Annotated in this window: 20 protein-coding genes; 8 read left to right on the plus strand and 12 right to left on the minus strand. The window is 62.4% G+C overall.

What is annotated here, in order from left to right:
* Window positions 1-123: 123 nt before the first annotated feature.
* The 4 genes from QCE88_RS03360 (at window position 124) to QCE88_RS03375 (ending at window position 3,716) form a co-directional block, all read left to right on the plus strand.
* The gene (locus QCE88_RS03360; RefSeq protein WP_309899158.1) at window positions 124-1,083 is read left to right on the plus strand and encodes a hydrogen peroxide-inducible genes activator; all 960 of its coding nucleotides are present in this window, start codon (window positions 124-126) and stop codon (window positions 1,081-1,083) included.
* Window positions 1,084-1,413: 330 nt separating this feature from the next.
* Complete coding sequence (locus tag QCE88_RS03365; RefSeq protein WP_309899161.1) at window positions 1,414-2,886, plus strand: catalase; 1,473 nt, start codon at window positions 1,414-1,416, stop codon at window positions 2,884-2,886.
* A 34-nt stretch (window positions 2,887-2,920) separates the two neighbouring features.
* The gene (locus tag QCE88_RS03370) at window positions 2,921-3,073 is read left to right on the plus strand and encodes a hypothetical protein (RefSeq protein ID WP_309899162.1); all 153 of its coding nucleotides are present in this window, start codon (window positions 2,921-2,923) and stop codon (window positions 3,071-3,073) included.
* Window positions 3,074-3,227: 154 nt separating this feature from the next.
* Complete coding sequence (locus QCE88_RS03375) at window positions 3,228-3,716, plus strand: Dps family protein (RefSeq protein WP_061161468.1); 489 nt, start codon at window positions 3,228-3,230, stop codon at window positions 3,714-3,716.
* Window positions 3,717-4,212: 496 nt separating this feature from the next.
* Here the strand turns inward: QCE88_RS03375 and QCE88_RS03380 are convergent, their stop codons facing one another.
* From QCE88_RS03380 to QCE88_RS03390, 3 genes are all read right to left on the minus strand, one after another.
* Window positions 4,213-6,051, minus strand: a complete 1,839-nt coding sequence (locus tag QCE88_RS03380; protein ID WP_309899166.1) for a M66 family metalloprotease — start codon at window positions 6,049-6,051, stop codon at window positions 4,213-4,215.
* A gap of 387 nt (window positions 6,052-6,438) precedes the next feature.
* Complete coding sequence (locus tag QCE88_RS03385) at window positions 6,439-6,786, minus strand: hypothetical protein (RefSeq protein WP_309899168.1); 348 nt, start codon at window positions 6,784-6,786, stop codon at window positions 6,439-6,441.
* 158 nt (window positions 6,787-6,944) lie between these two features.
* Complete coding sequence (locus tag QCE88_RS03390) at window positions 6,945-7,328, minus strand: hypothetical protein (RefSeq protein WP_309899170.1); 384 nt, start codon at window positions 7,326-7,328, stop codon at window positions 6,945-6,947.
* Between QCE88_RS03390 and ubiA the strand changes: the two genes are divergently transcribed.
* Window positions 7,327-8,184: a 4-hydroxybenzoate octaprenyltransferase gene (ubiA, locus tag QCE88_RS03395; protein WP_309899171.1), complete on the plus strand. Its 858-nt coding sequence runs from the start codon at window positions 7,327-7,329 to the stop codon at window positions 8,182-8,184. The two genes, QCE88_RS03390 and ubiA, sit on opposite strands and share 2 nt — an antisense overlap.
* A gap of 57 nt (window positions 8,185-8,241) precedes the next feature.
* On the opposite strand, the gene proC is transcribed toward ubiA, so the two are convergent.
* The 6 genes from proC to QCE88_RS03425 form a co-directional block, all read right to left on the minus strand.
* Complete coding sequence (gene proC, locus QCE88_RS03400; RefSeq protein WP_309899173.1) at window positions 8,242-9,054, minus strand: pyrroline-5-carboxylate reductase; 813 nt, start codon at window positions 9,052-9,054, stop codon at window positions 8,242-8,244.
* A gap of 13 nt (window positions 9,055-9,067) precedes the next feature.
* On the minus strand, window positions 9,068-9,763 hold the full coding sequence (locus QCE88_RS03405) for a YggS family pyridoxal phosphate-dependent enzyme (RefSeq protein WP_309899175.1): 696 nt from the start codon (window positions 9,761-9,763) through the stop codon (window positions 9,068-9,070).
* 55 nt (window positions 9,764-9,818) lie between these two features.
* Window positions 9,819-11,045: a glycolate oxidase subunit GlcF gene (glcF, locus tag QCE88_RS03410; protein WP_309899177.1), complete on the minus strand. Its 1,227-nt coding sequence runs from the start codon at window positions 11,043-11,045 to the stop codon at window positions 9,819-9,821.
* Between the two features lie 30 nt (window positions 11,046-11,075).
* Window positions 11,076-12,164 (minus strand): glycolate oxidase subunit GlcE, encoded by a 1,089-nt coding sequence (gene glcE / locus QCE88_RS03415; RefSeq protein WP_309899179.1) that lies wholly within the window; start codon window positions 12,162-12,164, stop codon window positions 11,076-11,078.
* A 164-nt stretch (window positions 12,165-12,328) separates the two neighbouring features.
* Window positions 12,329-13,840 carry an FAD-linked oxidase C-terminal domain-containing protein gene (locus QCE88_RS03420; protein WP_309903367.1) on the minus strand — a complete coding sequence of 504 codons (1,512 nt, stop codon included), beginning with the start codon at window positions 13,838-13,840 and terminating at the stop codon, window positions 12,329-12,331.
* A gap of 128 nt (window positions 13,841-13,968) precedes the next feature.
* Window positions 13,969-15,387, minus strand: a complete 1,419-nt coding sequence (locus QCE88_RS03425; protein WP_309899180.1) for an FAD-linked oxidase C-terminal domain-containing protein — start codon at window positions 15,385-15,387, stop codon at window positions 13,969-13,971.
* A 279-nt stretch (window positions 15,388-15,666) separates the two neighbouring features.
* Here QCE88_RS03425 and QCE88_RS03430 point away from each other — a divergent pair, with 279 nt between their 5' ends.
* The 3 genes from QCE88_RS03430 (at window position 15,667) to QCE88_RS03440 (ending at window position 18,463) form a co-directional block, all read left to right on the plus strand.
* A complete protein-coding gene (locus tag QCE88_RS03430; RefSeq protein ID WP_309899182.1) occupies window positions 15,667-16,212 on the plus strand; it encodes a cob(I)yrinic acid a,c-diamide adenosyltransferase in 546 nt (181 codons plus the stop codon).
* 125 nt (window positions 16,213-16,337) lie between these two features.
* Window positions 16,338-16,697 carry a hypothetical protein gene (locus QCE88_RS03435; RefSeq protein WP_309899184.1) on the plus strand — a complete coding sequence of 120 codons (360 nt, stop codon included), beginning with the start codon at window positions 16,338-16,340 and terminating at the stop codon, window positions 16,695-16,697.
* A complete protein-coding gene (locus tag QCE88_RS03440) occupies window positions 16,694-18,463 on the plus strand; it encodes a tetratricopeptide repeat protein (RefSeq protein WP_309899186.1) in 1,770 nt (589 codons plus the stop codon). The genes QCE88_RS03435 and QCE88_RS03440 overlap by 4 nt, the downstream gene beginning before the upstream one ends.
* A 10-nt stretch (window positions 18,464-18,473) precedes the next feature.
* Here QCE88_RS03440 and aroG read toward each other — a convergent pair whose 3' ends face one another.
* The 3 genes from aroG to QCE88_RS03455 all read right to left on the minus strand — a co-directional run bounded on the left by aroG (window position 18,474) and on the right by QCE88_RS03455 (window position 22,327).
* Entirely contained in the window at window positions 18,474-19,547 is a 1,074-nt protein-coding gene (gene aroG, locus QCE88_RS03445) for a 3-deoxy-7-phosphoheptulonate synthase AroG (RefSeq protein WP_309899188.1), read from the minus strand.
* A gap of 342 nt (window positions 19,548-19,889) precedes the next feature.
* On the minus strand, window positions 19,890-21,356 hold the full coding sequence (tldD, locus tag QCE88_RS03450) for a metalloprotease TldD (RefSeq protein ID WP_309899189.1): 1,467 nt from the start codon (window positions 21,354-21,356) through the stop codon (window positions 19,890-19,892).
* A gap of 140 nt (window positions 21,357-21,496) precedes the next feature.
* Complete coding sequence (locus QCE88_RS03455) at window positions 21,497-22,327, minus strand: carbon-nitrogen hydrolase family protein (protein WP_309899191.1); 831 nt, start codon at window positions 22,325-22,327, stop codon at window positions 21,497-21,499.
* Window positions 22,328-22,397 lie beyond the last annotated feature (70 nt).

The raw sequence follows: 22,397 nt of genomic DNA on the forward strand, positions 1-22,397 counted from the left end.
CGCCGGCGCCACGTCGGTCCCTATTTAGCCGTGTCGGCAGGGCGAGGCGCGAAAGGTTGTCGAATCGCCGCCGGCAGGTGTATAACTCAAACCTATTGAATCAATGTCTTCCATTGGCCCCCAATGACGCTCACTGAACTGAAGTACATCGTCGCGGTCGCGCGCGAACGGCATTTTGGCCGCGCGGCGGAGGCGTGCTTCGTCAGCCAGCCGACGCTGTCGGTGGCAATCAAGAAACTCGAAGACGAACTGAACGTGCAGATCTTCGAGCGCGGCACGAGCGAAGTCAGCGTGACGCCCATCGGCGAGCAGATCGTGACGCAGGCGCAGCGCGTGCTCGAACAGACGCTCGCCATCAAGGAAATTGCCAAGCAGGGCAAGGATCCGCTGGTCGGGCCGCTGCGCCTGGGCGTGATCTACACCATCGGGCCGTATCTGCTGCCGACACTGGTCAAGCAGATGATCAAGGCGGTGCCGCAAATGCCGCTGATGCTCCAGGAAAACTACACGCTCAAGCTGATCGAGCTCCTGAAGCAAGGCGAGATCGATGTCGCGATCATGGCGCTGCCGTTCCCCGAAACCGGGCTCATGGTGCGCGCGCTGTACGACGAGCCGTTTGTCGTCGCCATGCCGTCCGGTCACGCGTGGGAAAACCGCGCGAAGATCGATCCCGACGATCTCAAGCAGGAAACCATGCTGCTGCTGGGCAGCGGCCACTGTTTCCGCGATCACGTGCTCGGCGTGTGTCCGGAGCTGATGCGCTTCTCGCAGAACGCCGACGGCATCCAGAAGACCTTCGAGGGTTCATCGCTCGAAACCATCCGCCATATGGTCGCGAGCGGCGTGGGCATCACGGTGCTGCCGCGTATGTCGGTGAGCGAGGTCAAGCCGCATGCGCCGGGCATCGACGCGGGCCTGCTCAGTTACGTGGCGTTCGACGAACCCGTGCCTGACCGTCGCGTGGTGCTGGCCTGGCGCAAGAGCTTCACGCGCTTGCCGGCCATCGATGCCATCTCCGACGCCATCGCGGCGTGCGACCTGCCCGGCGTGAGGAAGCTCGACATGCCCGTAGCTGTTAACTAGGCCGCGAGCGCCCGCTGCAACCGACGCGCCGCGTTCCCGTCAGGGACGCGGCGCGTTGTCATTTGGCCGTCCGTCATTCGCCTATCAGATAGATAAAATTAATTAAATTATAAATATCGATAGCATTAGATAAGCTTCTTCCATCGGTCCCCAACAACGGCGGACGTCCGAACCGGAGGAAGTCGATGAACCGCACCTTCTTGGCGACCGCGCGCCTCGAGACCTGGCGTCGCGTCGCAATCAGCGTACTCGCCGACTTCGCCCGCACCGCTGTTTGAGTGAACAGCCCGAGCAGCCGATTCCATACAAACCACAACAAGGACCACCACGATGACGACCCAACGACTCACGACCGCCGCAGGCGCGCCCGTCGGCGACAACCAGAATGCGCAGACCGCTGGCCCGCGCGGTCCGGTGACGCTGCAGGATTTCTGGCTCGTCGAGAAGCTCGCGCACTTCGACCGCGAAGTGATTCCCGAGCGTCGCGTGCACGCGAAGGGTTCGGGCGCGTTCGGCACGTTCCGCGTGACGCATGACATCTCGCGCTACACGAAGGCGAAAGTGTTCTCGGAAGTCGGCAAGGAAACACCGATCTTCATGCGCTTCTCGACGGTTGCCGGCGAACGCGGCGCGGCGGATGCCGAACGCGACGTGCGCGGTTTCTCGATCAAGTTCTACACCGAGGAAGGCAACTGGGACGTGGTCGGCAACAACACGCCGGTGTTCTTCATCCGCGATCCGCTCAAATTCCCCGACTTCATCCATACGCAGAAGCGCGACCCGTACACCAACATGCGCAGCAACGTGGCCGCGTGGGACTTCTGGTCGCGTCATCCGGAATCGCTGCATCAGGTGACGATCCTGATGAGCGACCGCGGCATTCCGAAGAACTATCGGCAGATGCATGGCTTCGGTTCGCACACGTTCTCGTTCATCAACGCGGACGGCGAGCGCTTCTACGTCAAGTTTCACTTCAAGTCGCAGCAGGCGATCGAGAACTACACTGACGCGCAAGCCGCGGCCGTGATCGCGCAGGATCGCGAGAGCGCGCAACGTGATCTGGTGCAGAACATCGAAAGCGGCAATGTGCCGCGCTGGAATTTCCGCATCCAGGTGATGACGGAACAGCAGGCCGCCGAGTCGCGCATGAACCCGTTCGACATCACCAAGGTCTGGCCGCACAAGGACTATCCGCTGATCGATGTCGGCACGCTCGAGCTGAACCGCAACGCGCAGAACTATTTCGCGGACGTGGAGCAGGCCGCCTTCACGCCGGCCAATGTGGTGCCGGGCATCGGCTTCTCACCCGACCGGCTGTTGCAGGGGCGTCTGTTCTCCTATGGCGATGCGCAGCGTTATCGCCTCGGCATCAACCATCACCAGGTGCCGGTGAATGCGCCGCGCGCGCCGGTGGGCCAGTCGTTTCATCGCGATGGCGCGATGCGCACAGACGGCAATCTCGGCGGCCGCGTGAACTACGAGCCGAACCGCTACGGCGAATTCGCGCAGGATGCCGCGGCGAACGAGCCGCCGCTCGCGGGCGGTACGGTGTACCGCTACGACCATCGGCAGGACGACGACTACTACAGCCAGCCGGCGGCGCTGTTCGCGCTCTTCGATGACGCGCAGCGCGAACGCTTCTTCGGCAATATCGCGCGGCACATTCACGGCGTGCCGAACGAAATCGTCGCGCGGCAGATCGAGCATTTTCGCCGTATCGATCCGGCGTACGCGGAGGGGGTCGTCGCGGCGCTGGCGCAACTCGGCCAGACGGTCGATGTCACGGACGAAGCCGCTGTCTGACAGCGGCGCTGAAAAAAAACCGGGAGAACTCATCATGTCTCAAGCCTTGAACCATATCGCCCAGGCGGTCGATCACATCGAAGCCGTCAGCGTGAACGCCTCGCGCGGCGTGCGTGTCGCGCTGGCGTTCGGGATGGTCGCGGCGGCGTATGGGGTCGTCGTGGCAAGCGGGATCGTCGCGGCCTGAGAAGATGGGAAGCGCGTCATGCGTCATGAAGCGCTCCCCATTTCTAAGATAAACTGTCGAGCGCTCGAGACGCCGCATATTCAGGCCGATGCAGGCCGATGCAAGCCGATGCCCGGCGTCCGCACCGTTCGAATCACGCACCCACGGAGTCATCATGGCGAAGAAAGGCACTGCACCTGCCGTCAACATCGGCATCAGCGACAAGGACCGCAAGAAGATTGCCGACGGCCTGTCCCGTCTGCTGGCCGACACCTACACGCTGTACCTGAAGACCCATAACTTCCACTGGAACGTCACGGGTCCGATGTTCAACACGCTGCATCTGATGTTCGAGACGCAATACACGGAACTCGCGCTGGCCGTCGATTCGATCGCGGAACGCATCCGTGCGCTGGGCGTGCATGCGCCGGGCAGCTACAAGGAGTTCGCGAAGCTGTCGTCGATTCCGGAAGCGGACGGCGTGCCGGCTGCGGAAGACATGATCCGTCAACTGGTGGAAGGTCAGGAAGCCGTGGTGCGCACGGCGCGCGAGATCTTCCCGGCAACGGAAGCCGCCAACGACGAGCCGACCGCCGACCTGCTCACGCAGCGCATGCAGACGCATGAGAAGACCGCGTGGATGCTGCGCGCGATGCTCGCCTGAAGCTTCGCGGTTTCCCGTTCGCCAGGCGACGAAACCCCGCTCTCGTGGCGGGGTTTCTGTTTGTGCGCCCTGCGTGGCGCATCCTGCGGGTGCAAATCCCGCCGTAAGCTGGTCACAGCGCATGAAGTGAAGCGCAGTCGTGAGAAGGCGACCGATCGTTGGGAGCAAGCTTGGATCGAAAATCGCGAGCCAACGAACAAGGAACCGCACAGGAGGCGCTGCCGGGTAGACTCGGCTCAGCAAATTTAACGCATCGCCACTCGATAAGACGAACGTGCCCGCAACTACCTCGTCTACGGTTCCATTACGTCAGCCTTCGAATTGCTCGTAAATCTGAATACGGGCTAGCGAGTCATATTGCGCGAGAATCGATTTTGTCGGCATTGCTCAGGATTCGTCGACTGGTTTTTGAACGCCGCCAGTAATCAATTCTCGCCTATGACAACAAACATGATGCGCTGAAACGCCCCGTTTTGCTCGCTAAGTCAAACGTCCCTCAACGACTCAGCAACACGATCGGCTTGTTGGGCAGCCCCTTCCAGACCATTGGTGTGCTGATGAGTTCCACCTTGGAAATGGCTACTTCCCCCGGAACGTTGACTGTCCATAATTTAAAGCTGCTTGTATTGGTTGGATCGATCGACGGGCCGCTTGGCGGGTCCGTCGGTTTGACCCATGGACGAAAACCTCCTTGCAGTAATCGGATGATCTGCGAATTATCCGAGTAGGTTACTCGAACACTGTAGTCACATCCTGACGCTATACAGTACCAAGGATATTCACCGATATCAGGTGTTACAGCAGCGAGATCGCTAGCATTAGTCGGATCAAAAGTACGAATCAAGTTCCCCGTATATCGCAGCGGCGGATAGATTTGCGAAACGTTCGGCGTACCGGGAAGGCTGAACGTAATACTTATTGAGTAAACAGGGACATTAGTTCGAATTGGAAGGTTGTTATTTATTCCATACAAGCCATTATTATCTGTTTCTGGAGAATAGGGCAAACGCGTTTCAGTATTTGTATCCCATTTGCTATAACCTGTTCGCGAGCCCTGGTCGATGATGATTTTATTTTTGAACCACTTCTGTACTTCTCCGGCAGTGTAATCCGAAAGCATTGTGAATTTATACCCGGACGATTGGTCTCCATCACCGCCTTGCATCGGATCTTGCTTGATACAAAATCCTTCCGAATCTGTTTGGTGAGTGCTTCTACATGTGGGTCGATCGACTGCGGTTTCCGGTATGCGTATATCAAGAAACTGCTTTCTCGTTCGATCATACCCCCAAACAGAACCGGTGAGACTCCCATCCATATAGGGATATTTGCCGGCTGCATAATCACTTCCCGCATGTGATATACCGAACCCATGAACCAACTCATGAATGAAAACTCCAGAAAAGTTTTCATCTCCAACGCTCGCTCCGTCGGTAGCCAATCCACCACCAATTTCGACGGGTGTTTTTGTTATCGGATTAATGGCAATGATAGGAGAATAGTATTGATTATTTGTTGCATCATCACCATTTGCTGTTCGGATATCTTTTGCATAGCTTAGGACTGAATCCATTATCGCATACGAGTCTTTTTGTTTTTCGAAGGAATCTGCAACATACGCGCTCTGCGGAATGCCTGACTCATCGGCGCGTGGACCAACAACTATACTCGATAATGAAATTTTTCCGATTGGATGATTTTCTGCTATCAATCTTGAAACGGGAAGCTCAGAATAAATCTCATTCGTTGTCATTAAATCAGGTTTTTTTGTTTTATCGAGCGGTGATGAGTTGGAATCATCTGCGCCATATAAATAAAATGGCAATATACGCAAAAATAGCTGGGCATCGGTGCTTGCAAAAATCGGGGTTTGACTTGCGCTTGCCGTGTAGTTGGGGGCTGAGACCGAAAATGATGCACCTGATGTCATCCATTCAGGAGGAATTCTGGCGCTCCAGATATCTGTTCCATATCGACGGCCTTTTGACTCGGTACCCGGTAAGCTTGATGGAGGGATCAGAGTCATAGATCCCAGTAACTTATCATTTTTCCGTACTTCGATCTGCGCTTGTTGAACATTACTCTGTGCAAGCGTAACAAGAACCAGCGCTTCGCGCCCGCTGGTTAAATTAAATGAGCCCGAGGCATTCGGAAGATTCCAGCTGAGACCGCTTGCAGGTAGCACATGCGTCTGAGCGAACTCAATTTTTTTTATTATGATCGCCTCTGCCTTTGCCAAAGACGGCAACATCAATACGAAAGATAGCGAAATGATCTGCTTCTTCATTTTCGACCCTTTCATTTTGGTTTTGCCAAAATTACTAAAAATCTTCATGCTTGCACCTTTGCGATATATGAGATATTTCGAACAAGAACATTTGTATTCGACGACCTTACAGCACCTCCTTATCGCTAGGGCGGCGGGCGAAATGTGTTTTATGACTGAACGAACCGCGAAAATGACGTCGTAGCTGCGGAGAACGGTAAAAAAACATCAGGTCGTTGGATCTCCCGACTCGGTGATCAGCGAGCGCGATACATGGCTGAACGACACGTGTCCGAAGATTGCTTGCCGCGCCAAGGCTGAAGGAGCGAAGTGCCAGTGGGGCAACGAAGCCGGGTTACGTTCCAAAGGTGTGCGCGGTCGTTCCTATGTGCGGATTGGCGGGGCACCCGAGTGATGAGTGATAAGCAAGCGCGGAGGGCTGTCGACCATGGCAAATCACGACCAGGTTTGCTGCAAAGTGTTCGAAGGTGCAATGGACGCGGATGACCTGATCGACTTCTGAATCGAGAAATCAAAGGCGCCCAAAGCAAAATGGTATTTCTGGCCCTTGACAACCCGACAGTTCATCTCGCCAGTCTGGTCAAGACGTGGCTGGCCGATTATATCGACGTGATCGGGGCGTTCTTGCCCTCGCACGGCCCGGGACTTCAACCCGATGAGAGGCTCAACCTCTATCTGAGCATCACGCGCCAGACTCCGAGGAGCAGCAAGAGCCAACTCAAAGAAGCCATAGGTTATCTGCCATAGTTTCAGGCATCGCCATAACGAGTCGTTTACTTTCATACATAGACCTATCCGTTACGCGGCTTGATTCAAGATGAATGGTCGCGCGTGCCGTAGTGCTGTTGAATCGGGCGCTTCTGGCGCTCCGTATATCAGTACGCGATTAATTAGAAAGTATGGAGTTGGTCCAAGCTAAATGAGGGTATACCCTTGTATTACTAGTGGGACGTTTCTAAACAAAATTCCTTGACGCTAGCGAGCATGTCGTCGACCGATTTGGTCCAGTCGAAAAGTTTCGGATCCGTGTGGTTGAACTGGATGCATTGGCGAATCGTCTGCTCCAGTTGCCGGGTAAAGCGATGAGTACCACGGTGGATGTATGTCCCGCTGAGCTTGGCAAACCACCGATCGACCTGATTAATCCACGAAGCAGACGTAGGGCGGGAAGTGCACATGGAAGCGCGGATGGCGAGCCAACCGAGTTGGCCTCGATGTGAGAAGGGATCGGTCAGACGCTGTGGCCGCCCCAATCCCGATCGAGGCCCTTGCACGCGCTGCTCTAAAATAGCCGGATCGCGTTTTCCTGCTTCGACCTCCGCCATGTTCGCCCGACTTCCGCTCTTCATGCGCCTCGTGCGCCTCGACAAGCCCATCGGCAGCCTGCTGCTGCTGTGGCCGACGCTCAACGCGCTGTGGATCGCGTCCGATGGCCGGCCGCAGCCGATGCTCCTCGTCATCTTCATCGTCGGCACGATCCTGATGCGCTCTGCGGGCTGCGCGATCAACGACTACGCCGACCGCGACTTCGACCGCCACGTGAAGCGCACTGCCGAGCGTCCGCTCACGTCGGGCAAGGTCAAGGCGTGGGAGGCGGTGGCGCTGGCGGCGGCACTCGCGCTCGTCGCGTTCCTGCTGATCCTGCCGCTCAACACGCTCACCAAGGAACTGTCCGTGTTCGCGTTGTTCGTCGCGGGCAGCTATCCGTTCACCAAGCGGTTCTTCGCGATTCCGCAGGCGTATCTCGGCATTGCGTTCGGCTTCGGCATTCCGATGGCCTTCGCCGCCGTGCAGAATCACGTGCCGATGCTCGCGTGGATCATGCTCGCCGCCAACGTGTTCTGGTCGGTGGCCTACGACACCGAATACGCGATGGTCGATCGCGACGACGACATCAAGATCGGCATCCGCACTTCAGCGCTCACCTTCGGCCGCTTCGACGTGGCCGCCGTCATGCTGTGCTACGCGGCTACGCTGGCCATCTATGTCGGCATCGGCGTGACACTTGGCTTCGGCTGGCTCTACTGGCTCGGCTGGCTGGCGGCGGCGGTCTGTGCCGTCTATCACTACGGCCTGATCCGCAACCGTGAGCGCATGGCGTGCTTCGCGGCGTTCAAGCACAACAACTGGCTCGGCGGGATGTTGTTCGCGGGCATCGCGCTGCACTACGCGATGACGTAAATGAAAAACGGCAGCCTCGGCTGCCGTTGTCGTCTCCAGCGCATTGAGGCTGAAAACTCAGGCCGCGCCCAGTTCGTCGCCCATTTCCTTTGCACGCGCCTCGGCGGCCAACGCGCCGCGCACGATCGCTTCCTTCACGCCTTGCGCGTCGAACGAAGCGAGCGCCGCCGCCGTCGTGCCGCCCTTCGAGGTCACGCGTTCGCGCAATACGCTTGCTGGTTCCCCCGATTGCGCCGCCAGTTGCGCCGCGCCCGTGAAGGTGGCGACGGCGAGCGCGCGGCCTTGTTCATCGTCGAGGCCGAGGCGGCGTGCCGCTTCCTGCATCGCTTCGATGAAATAGAACACGTAGGCCGGGCCGCTGCCCGAGATCGCGGTGACGGCGTCGAGTTGCGCTTCGTCGTCGAACCAGACGGCCGTCCCGACGGCTTCGAGCACCTGCGACGCCAGCGCCTTCGCAGCCTCGCTCACGCCCGGCAGCGCGGCGAGACCCGTGACACCCATGCCGATCAGCGCCGGCGTGTTCGGCATCGTGCGCACGATCTGCGCATAACCGTTGAGCCAGCGCGACAGGTCGGTTGCCCGGATGCCCGCGGCAATGCTGATGACGGTCTGCTTCGACAGATGCGGCGCGAGCGCTTCGCCCACGCTCTTGAGGACTTGCGGCTTCACGGCGAGCACGATGGCGTCGAAGCCGGCGAGTTGCCCGTCGATGGCGGCGCCGGTCGCCACGCCGAACTGCTTCGCGGTGCGCGCGCGGGCTTCGTCGTTGATGTCGATGGCGAAGATGTCGGCGGGCGCCGTGCCGCGCTTGATAAGTCCGCCGATGAGCGCCGCGGCCATGTTGCCGCCGCCGATGAATGCGATTTTCATGATGAGAGAAGAGTCAGTGAGGGGTAGTGCGCCTGCCGAAGATCGCGGTGCCGATGCGCACCATCGTCGCGCCTTCGAGCACGGCGGCTTCGAGATCGGCGGACATGCCCATCGAGAGCGTGTCGAGCGCGAGGCCGTCGGCACGCAGCGCGGCCATCAGTTCGCGCAGGCGCGCGTGCGGCTGGCGTTGGGCGTCGAGCGTGTCGGCGGGTTCGGGAATCGCCATCAGGCCGCGCAGCCGCAGGCCGGGCAGCGCCGCGACCGCATGCGCGAGCGCGGCGGCCTCGTGCGGCTCGACGCCGCTCTTCGAGGCCTCGCCGCTCACGTTCACCTGAAGGCAGACGTTGAGCGCCGGCGTACCTTCGGGACGTTGCGCGGAGAGCCGCTCGGCAATCTTCAGGCGGTCGATGGAATGCACCCAGTCGAACTGCTCGGCGACCACGCGCGTCTTGTTCGATTGCAGCGGCCCGATGAAATGCCATTCGATGTCGCGGCGCAGATCCGCGAGTTCGGCGATCTTGCCGATGCCTTCCTGCACGTAGTTTTCGCCGAAGGCGCGCTGGCCGGCTTCGAAGGCGGCGCGCACGTCGGCGGCGGGGAAGGTCTTGGTGACGGCGAGCAGCGCGACCGACGACGCATCGCGCGATGCGTCATGCGCGGCCTGGGCGATGCGCTGCCGGACTTCTTCGAGATGTTGATCAATGGACATGCTTGAAAACGGCCTTGAGAGGGCTTGACGAGCGACGCGTCATTATACGAACGGCTCATCCGTAGATCAGGTGCTCGACGAGCTGGATCCAGTGCGTGACGGGCGTGGACGTGCCGCTTTGCAGATGCGCAATGCAGCCCACATTCGCCGATACGATCAACTGCGGCTCGACTTTCTCGAGCCGGTCGAGTTTCTGGTTGCGCAGCGTATAGGAGAGCTTCGGCTGCAGCACCGAGTAGGTTCCCGCCGAACCGCAGCACAGGTGAGCGTCGGCGGGCAGGCGCACGTCGAGGCCGAGGGCGGTCAGCAACTGCTCGACGTGTCCGCGAATCTGCTGGCCGTGCTGCAACGTGCAGGGCGGATGAAACGCCACCGTATGCACGCTGCGCCGCCGCGCCAGCGCGACGAGCTCTTCTTCGTAGATCGGCAGGATCTCGGCCAGGTCGCGCGTGATGTCGACGATGCGCTGCGCCTTCTCCGCGTACTTCGGATCGTGGCGCAGCAGGTGTGCATATTCCTTCACCGTCGCACCGCAGCCGGAGGCATTCATGATGATCGCCTCGATGCCGTCTTCCACGTACGGCCACCACGCGTCGATGTTGTTGCGCACGTCGTCGAGCGCGTCGTCGTTGTAGCCCAGGTGCAGGCGAATCGCGCCGCAGCAGCCCGCATCCGGCGCGGTCACCATCTCGATGCCGAGCGCATCGAACACGCGCGCCGTGGCCGTGTTCACGTTCGGCATCATCGCGGGCTGCACGCAGCCGGCCAGCATCAGCATCTTGCGTTCGTGCTTGCGCGTGGGCGCGGCGAGCGGGCGCTCGGCCAACGGAATCTTCGCGCGCAGCGAGCGCGGCAGCAGGCCGCGGAACTGCTGGCCGAGCTTCATGGCCGGCGTGAACAGCGTGCTGTTGGGCAGGAAGCTCGCAAGCAGACGACGCTGCAAGCGCTGCCGCACAGGCCGCTCGACTTTCTCTTCCACCACCTTGCGGCCGATCTCGACCAGCCGCCCATACTGCACGCCCGAAGGACAGGTGCTTTCGCAGTTGCGGCACGTGAGGCAGCGGTCCAGATGCAATTGCGTGCTGCGCGTGACCGGCGCGCCTTCGAACATCTGCTTCATCAGGTAGATGCGCCCGCGGGGGCCGTCGAGTTCGTCGCCGAGCAGTTGATAGGTCGGGCAGGTCGCCGTGCAGAAGCCGCAATGCACGCATTTGCGCAGGATGGCGTCGGCTTCGTCGCCGTCAGCGGTGCCGCGGATGAAGTCGGCGAGATTCGTTTGCATCGTTCAGTTCCGGTTCGGCCAGCGATGCGTCTAGAAATCGGGATACAGCCGCGCGCGATTGAAGATGCGCGCCGGATCGAAAGCCGTCTTCAGCCCGCGATGAATCTTCATCAGCGGCGCGGGCAGCGGCGTGAACACACCCGCATTGCGGTCATAAGCGGAGCCCGCGCGGAAAATGGTCGCGTGGCCGCCGGCCTGCTTGGCGCTGATGCGCACGGTCTGCGGATCGGTGTCGGTGATCCACCAGCGCTGTGCGCCGCCCCATTCCATCAATTGCGCGCCGGGCAGATGCAGCGGCTCCGCGATCGACGGCAGCGCGAGCCGCCACAGCGCCGAACGCGGCTCGATCACCGCGAAGAACGGATCCGTCTGCTCCCGCATGCCGATCCAGAAGCGGTCCGCTTCGACCGCGTCCACCACTTCGCCGCCGAGCGCGGTGCGGGCCGTCTTCACGGCCGCTTCCGCGCCGGCGAGACGCAGCGCGAGCGTGCCGTCGCGCCATGCGCTGCCGCAGATCGGCAGCGCATGGCCGCCCCATTCGTTGAGCTTGCGCACGCCGTCGGTGGCGTGCATGTCGAACTTGAGCGTGGCTTCGGCGACGGGACGCGGCAGCACCTTGATGGAGAGTTCGAGGATCAGACCGAGCGTGCCGAGCGAACCGGCGAGAAGCCGCGCGACGTCGTAGCCCGCGACGTTCTTGACCACCTGACCGCCGAAGCGCAGCACCTGGCCCTGGCCGTTCATGACGACGGCGCCCAGCACGAAGTCGCGCGGTGCGCCGGTCCAGGCGCGGCGCGGGCCGGCGAGTCCCGCGGCGATGCAGCCGCCGAGCGTTGCATTGCGGCCGAAGTGGGGTGGTTCGAACGGCAGCATCTGGCCGTGTTCGCGCAGCGCCGTTTCGATCTCGACGAGCGGCGTCCCGGCGCGGGCGGTGATGACGAGTTCAGCGGGATCGTAGGCGATGATGCCGCGATACGCGCGCGCGTCGAGAATCTCTCCCTGGAGCGTCTGGCCGTACCAGTCCTTCGTGCCGCCGCCGCGGATGCGCAGCGGCGTGCCGTTGCCGGTGGCCCGGGCGATCCGTTCCGACCAGCCGGCGACGATGTCGTCCTGTTCCATGAGTGTTCCGTCTGAGCGTCGATGTCGTGATTCGACTTGTCTGATTCAGTGTGCTGACTTCTGACGGCTGTCCGGTCGATTGTACCGGCCGCTTAACGCCGCCGCACTCGGAGAAACATGGATAGCGGAACGCGCGCCGCCCGCGCGGCGCTTGAGATTGCGCTTCAGAAGCGCTCGAGTTCGGGATGCGGCAGCAAGCCGCCGCGCACGTGCATCTTGCCGTACTCGGCGCAGCGGCTGCGCGTCGGGATGCCCTTGTCGGGATTGAGCAGGCCGGGCGGGTCGAAGGCGCGCTTCACGGCGAAGAACGCGTCGCGCTCTTCCGGCGAGAACTGCACGCACATCGAATTGATCTTTTCGATGCCCACGCCATGTTCGCCCGTCACCGTGCCGCCCAGCTCGACGCAGCATTCGAGAATGTCGGAGCCGAATGCTTCGGCGCGATGCCATTCGTCCAGATCGTTGCCGTTGAAGAGAATCAGCGGATGCATGTTGCCGTCGCCGGCATGGAACACGTTGATGCAGCGCAACGCGTACTTCTTTTCCATCTCCTCGATGCGTCTCAGCAAGGGCCCGATGGCGCGGCGCGGCACGGTGCCGTCCATGCAGTAGTAGTCGGGCGAGATGCGGCCCGCGGCGGGAAACGCGTTCTTGCGGCCGGACCAGAACTTGAGCCGTTCGGCTTCGGAGCGCGAGATCTGGATGCGCGAGGCGCCGTGTTCGCGCAGCACGGCCGTCATGCGGACGATTTCCTCGGCGACTTCGTCGTGCGTGCCGTCGGACTCGCACAGCAGGATGGCGGCGGCGTCGAGGTCGTAGCCCGCGTTGACGAATTGTTCGACGGCGCGCGTCGCGGGCTTGTCCATCATTTCGAGGCCGGCCGGGATGATGCCTGCGGCGATGATCGCCGCGACCGCATCGCCGCCTTTCACGACGTCGTCGAAGCTGGCCATGATGACCTGCGCGGTCTGCGGCTTCGGAATCAGCTTGACCGTGATTTCGGTGACGATCGCGAACATGCCTTCGCTGCCGATCAGCACCGCGAGCAGATCGAGGCCGGGCGCGTCCGGCCCGAGCGAGCCGAACTCGACGACATCGCCATCCATGGTCACGGCGCGCACACGCAGCACGTTGTGCACGGTCAGGCCGTACTTCAGGCAATGCACGCCGCCGGAATTCTCGGACACATTGCCGCCGATGGTGCATGCGATCTGCGACGACGGATCCGGCGCGTAGTAGAGCCCGTAAGGTGCGGCGGCTTCGGAGATGGCGAGATTGCGCACGCCTGGCTGGACGGTGGCGGTGCGCGCATAGGGATCCACTTCGACGATCTTGCGAAAGCGCGCCAGCGACAGCACGATGCCGTGCCGGATCGGCATGGCGCCGCCGGAGAGGCCGGTGCCCGCGCCGCGCGGCACGATGGGAATGGCAAGACGGTTGCAGATCTGCACTACGCGCTGCACCTGCGCTTCGGTTTCCGGCAGCGCGACGGCGAGCGGCAGGCGCCGGTAGGCGGCGAGACCGTCGCATTCGTACGCGGCGGTGTCTTCTTCACGGAACAGCAGGCAATGCGTGGGGAGCACGGCCATCAGGGCCTGCACCACTTCACGCTGACGCGCGGCGAGTTGGTCTTCGGTGAGCGCGGGCGCGTCTTCGTGCGGCAGATTCGGCGCCATGTGCTCGGGCTTGAGCTCGTCGGGTGCGTTCATGTCTCCTCCTTGTGATGCCTGCGCTGTGAGTGCGCTTTCGTGAGCGCGCCGTGTTTGCGTGCGCTCAGGTCATCCTTGCATCTTGCGCGACTTCGTCAGCCTTCGAAAGCGAAGATTTTTCCCGGATTCATCAGGTTTTTGGGATCGAGCGCCTGTTTGATCGCACGCATCACGCCGATGGCGTCCGCGCCATGTTCTTCCACCATGAAGCCCATCTTGTGCAGCCCGACGCCGTGCTCGCCAGTGCAGGTGCCGCCCATCTTCAGGGCCCGGCTGACGATCCGGTGGTTGATGCGCTCCGCTTCCTCCAGTTCCTCGGGCTTGTCCGGGTCGAGCAGCATCGCGACGTGGAAATTGCCGTCGCCGACGTGGCCGACGATCGGGCACGGCAAGGTCGAGGCGATCAGGTCCTGTTCGGTTTCAGCGACGCATTCGGCGAGACGGGAGATCGGCACGCAGACGTCGGTGGTGACGGCGCGGCAGCCCGGCTTGAGTTGCAGCATCGCGAAGTAGGCGCTGTGGCGGGCGTTCCAGAGCCGGCTGCGGTCCTCGGGGCGGGTCGCCCATTCGAAGTCTGCGCCGTCGTGTTCCGCGACGATGTCCTGCACCGTGCGCGCCTGTTCCTGCACGCCGGATTCGGTGCCGTGGAACTCGAAGAACAGCATCGGGGCTTCGCGCAAGGTCAGGTTCGAGTGACGGTTGATGGCGCGCACGGCGAGCGTGTCGACAAACTCGACGCGTGCGATCGGCACACCCATCTGGATAGTTTCGATGACTGCGCGCACGGCATTGCCGATCGACGGAAACGCGCACACGGCGGCCGAGATGGCTTCGGGTTGCGGATAGAGCCGCACGGTGATTTCAGTAATCACGCCGAGCGTGCCTTCCGAGCCGACGAAGAGCCGCGTGAGGTCGTATCCCGCAGACGATTTGCGGGCGCGCGTGCCGGTCTTGACGACGCGGCCGTCCGAGGTGACGACCGTGAGGCCGAGGACGTTCTCGCGCATCGTGCCGTAGCGGACGGCGTTGGTGCCGGAGGCGCGCGTCGCGGTCATGCCGCCGATGCTGGCGTCCGCGCCGGGGTCGATCGGGAAGAACAGGCCGGTGTCGCGCAGCGCTTCGTTCAGCTGCTTGCGCGAGATGCCCGGCTGGACCGTGACGGTGAGGTCTTCGGCGTTGATGGAGACGACCTGGTTCATTTCGGACAGGTCGATCGTGACACCGCCCTGGACCGCGAGCAGATGGCCTTCGAGCGACGAGCCGTTGCCGTAGGGAATGATCGGCACATCGTGCTGCGCGCACAGTCGGACGATGGCCTGCACTTCCTCCGTACTGCGCGCGAAGACGACGGCATCGGGAAGTTGCGGGTCGAACGGCGATTCGTCGCGGCCGTGATGTTCGCGCACGGCCTGGGCGATGGAGACGCGCTCGGCGAATTGCTGTTGCAGGGCTTCGAGGAGCGCGGCGGGGAAGGGGCGCTTGTGGAAGACGTGAGGTTCGTTGGGATGGTTCACGGGCGGGTCTCCGGGCGGCGCGAGTTGTCGTGCGGCGGTTCGGTGTGTCTGCGGCACGCTGGGTACGGACGTTGCGAAGTTCGCATTTTCGCTCGACGGTCCGCTGCGGCCGGTTGAGGTCAGCGTGGACGGCTGTGCTTTTCGGCTGCGGCCGTGCGCTGTGTCTGTTTCATTTTACGCGTTTAGGGCGGGGCTCGACGGGGCGGGATGGGCGCCTGGGGGCGTGTTCATGCGTGCCTATAATGGGCCAGCAGATTTTTTGGACTTCGGGAGCGGATGATGGGACATCGATTGAGCAAGATCGCGACGCGCACCGGCGACGACGGCACCACCGGTCTGGGCGATGGTCGCCGCGTGCCGAAGGACGATGCGCGCATCGCGGCGATTGGCGACGTCGATGAACTGAATTCGACGCTTGGCGTCCTGCTGTGTGAGCCCATGCCCACCGACGTGCGCGAAGCGCTGACACGGATTCAGAACCATTTGTTCGATCTCGGGGGTGAGCTGTCCATTCCGGGGCACTCGATGATCGAGGAGTCGCATCTGGCACAGCTCGATGAATGGCTCGCCGAGTACAACGCGACGCTGCCGCCGTTGAAGGAATTCATTCTGCCGGGCGGGTCGCGGGCGGCGGCCGTGGCGCACGTCGCGCGGACGGTGTGCAGGCGGGCGGAGCGGGCGATCGTGGCGCTGGGAAGGGTGGAAAGCGCCGGTGTGAATGACGCGCCGAGGCGGTATGTGAACCGGTTGTCGGATTTGATGTTCGTGCTGGCGAGGGTGTTGAATCGGGTCGATGGGGGGACGGATGTGTTGTGGCGGCGGTAGTCTCTCGCTCGGCACTCGTCCGTCGATCATTGAACCCCGACTGCACGGACGCTGAATTTGGCGTTTCCTCCGCCCAATTGCGACCTATATTGAAAGCTTCGTAGGGTTCGGTGCGGGGAGGCGACATGGGTTCCAGAAAAGGGAATGTCGTGCAGCCGCCGCGCCCGGCGTCACGTCGCGCACGCGTCTGGACCTGGCTTGGAGAACCAGCCAATCAGAAAACCCTGCGCTTCCTTGGCGCGGGCATTGCCGCCGCGATTGCGCTGCTGGCCAGCGCGGGGTTCATCGGGCGCAACGATCATGCGTCGGTGCGCGAAGACGCTCCTGCCGCCGTTGCACCCGCTGCTCCCGCAGCGCCCGTTCAGCACGCTTCATCCGAACGTCAGGCGGCGCCGAGCCAGAACGCGATGGCGGGAAGCAATGGCGTCGCGGCCAACGTACAGGGAACGAGCAATCAGGTCACGATAGGCGGCACACGGCCATGAAGCTGCTTGGGTCATTGCTCGTGCTGGGCAGCCTCGGAGGGTTCGCAGGACTTGCGGAAGACGCCCGTGCCGCGGAAGAGCAGACTTCCCCCGAACAGGTCGCCCGTGCGGGGCCAGGGGGCGTGGCCCTGAACATTCTCGGCGACCGCAACACGGTCACCATCAATCCCGCCGATCCACAAGTGAGAGTGATCGTCGCGCGCCTCGTGACGTCCAGTGCGCAGATCAGGAAACGGCAGCGCGGCCAGGACGACGCCATCGCGGAACTGGGACGCCAGGTCGACGACGTCCGGCAAGCCGTCGCCGCTGTGGTGGCGGCCGCGCGTCAGCCGGCCGCCGACAAGGCCAGCCGCGATGCGGCCGATCTGCTCGCCGTCGGCGACACCGGACCGGCTCAGGCGTTGCTGCGCCAGCAGGAGTTTGCCGCGTTGAAAGCGGCGGAACTCGACGGCGCCGACAGCGCGGCGCAGCGCGAGCGCGCGGCGACACTGGCTATCGACCAGGGTGCGCTGGCGTCGCTGTCGGACACCCAGACGGCGATTGCGGCCTACGAGCGCGCGGCGCGCTACGAACCGGACAATCCGTGGAATCTGCTCAGGCTCGGCGATCTGCTGATGATCTCCGGCCATACCCAGGAGGCGCTGGCGACCTTCGAGAAGGCGCGAACCCTCGCCGGACAGCAGCGTGCGTCGAGGGGCCGTCCAGGCGGCTACGAACATGCGATGGCGGCGAGCTTGCTGCGTTCCGGCGATGCGCTCGTCGTGCTTGGAAAGCCCGATGCTGCGCTGGTCCGTTATCGGGAAGGACTGGATGTGTCGAGTCCGTATGCCGATGCCGGCGCCGACATGACCGGGATCCTGCGCGCCCGCGCGGCGCTGTATCAACGCGTGGGCGACCTGCATGTTCTGAGGCGGGAATGGGCCAAGGCGCTGCGCGAATATCAGAATTCGGTCGAAGTCAGGGAGCGGCTGCTGAGAGGTCGGCCGGCGGATGCGGTCATCGCGCTGGGTTTGTCGTCGACCTGGCAAAAGATTGGCGATGCGTACGTTCAGCAACTCGACTATGAAAAAGCGCTGACGGCATTCGAGCAGGCGCGGCGTGTCGCGCTTCCTCCGTCCGACGCCGACAGGCCGCTCTGGAGCAGCAACGAAGCCAAGATTCTGCAGCGGATGGGCAACGCCCAGATTGGGCAGAGAAAGCGTGTGGAGGCGCAGGAAAACTATGCACAGGCATTGACGATTCGCCGGGCGCTCGTCGCGCAAGACCCGAAGAATCTCGAATGGAAGGACGATCTCGCGTACACCTGCATGCGCATGGGCAATCTCCAGTTCGGCAACCGGAACTTCAAAAGTGCGCTGTCGAGCTATCAGGAGGCGCTCGCCCTCTCGCTTGAACTCGTCAAGCAGGATGAATCGAATCTGGAATGGAAACGCGCTGCCGCGCTCAGTCAGAGAAAAGTGGGATTCGCGCACGAAGCGAGCGGTGACAGCGCACTCGCACAGGTGTCGTTGACCGATTCGATGCATGGCTCCGAGGCACTCCTTCGAAGCGATCCGACCAATGCCGAATGGCGCACCGACCTCGCCATCACACTGTTACGGCTCGGTACGGTCACCGGTCAGACTGCGGAGCAACGGGCTGTCTGGCTGCGCCGGAGCCAGGACATCTTCGAAGGATTGCGCTCGAAGGGCGAACTCGCGGGCGAGGACGAGCAGTATGCCGCTGCAGCCGCGCGTGAGCTCGACCAGGTCCGCGATAAACGCTGAACTTCAGCGCCTAGTTCCCCCCACCCCGCGCCACCCGCCGCAACTTGACCGATTCCGCCAGCCCCTCGAGCACCCCGACGCTCTCGTCCCATCCGATGCACGCATCGGTGACGCTCTGCCCATAAGCCAGCTCGCAGCCTTCCTTCAGGTCCTGTCGTCCAGCGATCAGATGCGACTCGACCATCACGCCGACAATCCGTTCATCGCCCGCAGCCAGCTGACGCCCGATATCCGCGCACACCGGAATCTGGTTCTCATGCTTTTTCGAACTGTTCGCGTGGCTTGCATCGATCATCAGACGCGCCGCCAGACCGGCCTTGCCGATGTCGCTGCATGCAGCATCGACGCTCGCCGCGTCGTAGTTCGGCGTCTTGCCGCCGCGCAGGATGATGTGGCAGTCCTCGTTGCCGGCGGTGGAGACGATCGCCGAATGACCGCCCTTCGTCACCGACAGGAAATGGTGCGGCTGCGAGGCCGCCTTGATCGCATCGACGGCGATCTTCACATTGCCGTCCGTGCCGTTCTTGAAGCCAACCGGACACGACAGCCCCGAAGCCAGCTCGCGATGCACTTGCGACTCCGTCGTTCGCGCGCCGATCGCACCCCAGGAGATCAGGTCCGCGATGTACTGCGGGCTGATCATGTCGAGGTACTCCGTGCCGGCAGGCAGCCCGAGTTCGTTGATGTGCATCAGCAGCTCGCGCGCGGCGCGCAGGCCGTCGTTGATCTTGAAGCTGTTGTCCATGTACGGATCGTTGATGAGCCCTTTCCAGCCCACCGTCGTGCGCGGTTTCTCGAAATACACGCGCATGACGATTTCCAGCTCGCCCGCGAAGCGCTTGCGCTGCTCGATGAGGCGTCCGGCGTACTCGATCGCCGCCTTCGGATCATGAATGGAGCACGGCCCGATGATGACGATCAGCCGGTCGTCCATGCCGTGGAGAATGCGGTGCATCGACTGCCGCGCGTTGTAGATGAGTTCGGAAACCGGTTCGGCACAGGGGAATTCGCGAATCAGATGCGCGGGCGGGGTCAGCTCTTTCAATTCACGGATGCGGACGTCATCGGTATTGTGCGGGGGCATTTCATCTCTCCAACAGGGCAGGTCCAGCGATATTCGGCAGGGCGGCAAGGCGAAAAAAAACCGCCAGACTCGCTGGCGGTTTTTCGGGAATTTGGTTTGTTCAACCGGTACTCACCCCTCTCCATCCGCCAGCGGCTTGAGATGCCAAAAGAAATAAAAATAAAACTTGGCGGACATGGCGGAATCAGGACGGGCGAAAAAGTGGTGTCTGCGTTTATAACCTCTGGGACGCGAAGCTGGCAAGCCTGTGGAGCGAAGAACGCGGAAATTCCGCATCGTTTTTAATCGAAACGCACGTTTCGAGCTTGGGCGACGCGGAAAATCCGCACGTTCTTCGCATAATCAGACGGTGCCGCCCACGGTCATCTTCTCGATGCGAAGCGTCGGCTGGCCGACGCCCACCGGCACGCTCTGGCCTTCCTTGCCGCACACGCCGACGCCGCTGTCGAGCGACATGTCGTTGCCGATCATCGTCACATACTTGAGCGACTCCGGGCCGCTGCCGATCAGCGTCGCGCCCTTCACCGGATACGTGACCTTGCCGTTCTCGATCATGTACGCCTCGGAGGCCGAGAACACGAACTTGCCGTTGGTGATGTCGACCTGACCGCCGCCGAAGTTCACCGCGTACAAGCCGTTCTTCACGGACGCGATGATCTCCTGCGGATCCTTGTCGCCATTGAGCATGTAGGTGTTGGTCATGCGCGGCATCGGCAGCGCGGCGTAGGATTCGCGGCGCGCATTGCCGGTCACGGGCATCTTCATCAGACGCGCGTTGAGCGAGTCCTGGATGTAGCCCTTGAGGATGCCGTCCTCGATCAGCGTCGTGCACTGGGTCGGATTGCCTTCGTCGTCGATGTTGAGCGAGCCGCGCCGGTTCGGCAGCGTGCCGTCGTCGACCACGGTGACGCCCTTCGCCGCGACCTGTTCGCCGATCCGTCCAGCAAATGCCGACGAGCCCTTGCGGTTGAAGTCGCCTTCCAGACCATGGCCGATCGCCTCGTGCAGCAGCACGCCCGGCCAGCCCGGCCCGAGCACGACGGTCATCGCGCCGGCCGGCGCGGGGCGTGCTTCGAGATTTACGAGCGCGGCATGCACGGCGTCATCGACGTATTTTTGCAGCACCGTGTCCGTGAAATAGCCGTAGTCGAAACGTCCGCCGCCGCCGCCCGTGCCGATCTCGCGACGGCCGTTCTGTTCGGCGATCACCGTCACCGAGACGCGCACCAGCGGACGCACGTCGGCGGCGAGCGCGCCGTCGCTGCGCGCGACCAGCACGACATCGTACTCGCCGGCCATGCCCGCCATCACCTGCGTGATGCGCGGGTCCTTGCCGCGCGCCATCTGTTCGACGCGTTCCAGCAGCTTGACCTTGGCCTGCGCATCGAGCGAATGCAGCGGATCGGCGGGCAGGTACAGGTCGCGGCCGGAGACGCCCGTGAGCGTGCTGGCCGACTTGATCTTGTGCTTGCCGCCGCCGGCTTTCGCAATCGCGCGGGTCGCGATGGCCGCCTGGCGGATGGAGTCGGCCGAGAGATCGTCCGAGTAGGCGAAGGCGGTGCGTTCGCCAGAGACGGCGCGCACGCCGACCCCCTGATCGATGCTGAAACTGCCGGATTTGACGATCCCTTCCTCCAGGCTCCACGCTTCGCTGCGCGTGGACTGGAAATAGAGGTCGGCGTAGTCGATGCGATGCTCGAAAATTTCCGCGAGCGTGCGGGTGATCAGCCCTTCGTCGAGGCCGTACGGCGTGAGCAAAACGTCTTTTGCCGTGACCAGGTTGCGAATGCCGGGTTCGATGATGTTCATGCGGTGCCTGTTCGGTGCCTGTTGCGTCGATTGCAACGCGGTCGGTGTTAATTCAGACGAATCCAAGACTATTCTACGGTCTGATTCTGTCAGTTCATGTGCGGGGAGAAACCCGCATCTTCAAGTCTTCTACGCGACTTCTACGCAAGTACGCGGTGCCGATACGCCGGCAGACTCTGCCGCACGGCGGCGATGCGCTGCGCATCGATGCCGCCGAGCACGACGCCTGGGCCCTCGTCCTTCACATCGACGATTTCGCCCCATGGGTCGATCAGCATGCTGTGACCCCAGGTGCGGCGTCCGTTCTCGTGCGTGCCGCCTTGCGCCGCGGCCAGCACATAGCACTGGTTCTCGACGGCACGTGCCTTGAGCAGCGTTTCCCAGTGCGCCTTGCCGGTGGTCCAGGTAAAGGCCGAGGGCACGACCATCAGCGCGCAGTCGCCGAGCTGGCGGTACAGCTCCGGAAAGCGCAGGTCGTAACACACCGACAAACCGACACGGCCGAACGGCGCCTCGAACGTGCGCACGTCGCTGCCGGGACAGATGGTGCGCGCTTCGTCGAACGATTCCTCGCCCTTTTCGAAATTGAACAGATGAATCTTGTCGTAGCGCGCGACCTGCTTGCCGTGCGGATCGAAGACGAGCGTCGTGTTGAGCACGCGCTCCGCTTCCGGCGATTGCAGCGGCAGCGTCCCGCCGATGATCCACACGCGATGCTCGCGCGCCGCGTCTGCCAGAAACTGCTGCACGGGACCGTTGCCCGGCTCCTCGCGGATCGCGAGCTTGTCCGTATCCTTGAAGCCCATGAAGCAGAAATACTCGGGCAGGAGAACCAATTGCGCGCCGCGGCGGGCGGCTTCTGTGATGAGTTGTCCGGCTGCGGCCAGATTGCGCTCGCGGTCCGGCGTGCTGACCATCTGCAGCGCGGCGACCTGGAACGGGGCCGCGCCTTCGCTCGATGTTTCGCTCATGTCCTGGGTGCGCTGATGAAAAAAGGGGACGAGTTGAAAAGGACGAATTCAGCGCCGCCGTGACGGGCGC

The sequence above is a fragment of the Caballeronia sp. LZ035 genome (assembly GCF_031451175.1).
In the GTDB taxonomy this organism is placed as follows: Bacteria; Pseudomonadota; Gammaproteobacteria; order Burkholderiales; family Burkholderiaceae; genus Caballeronia.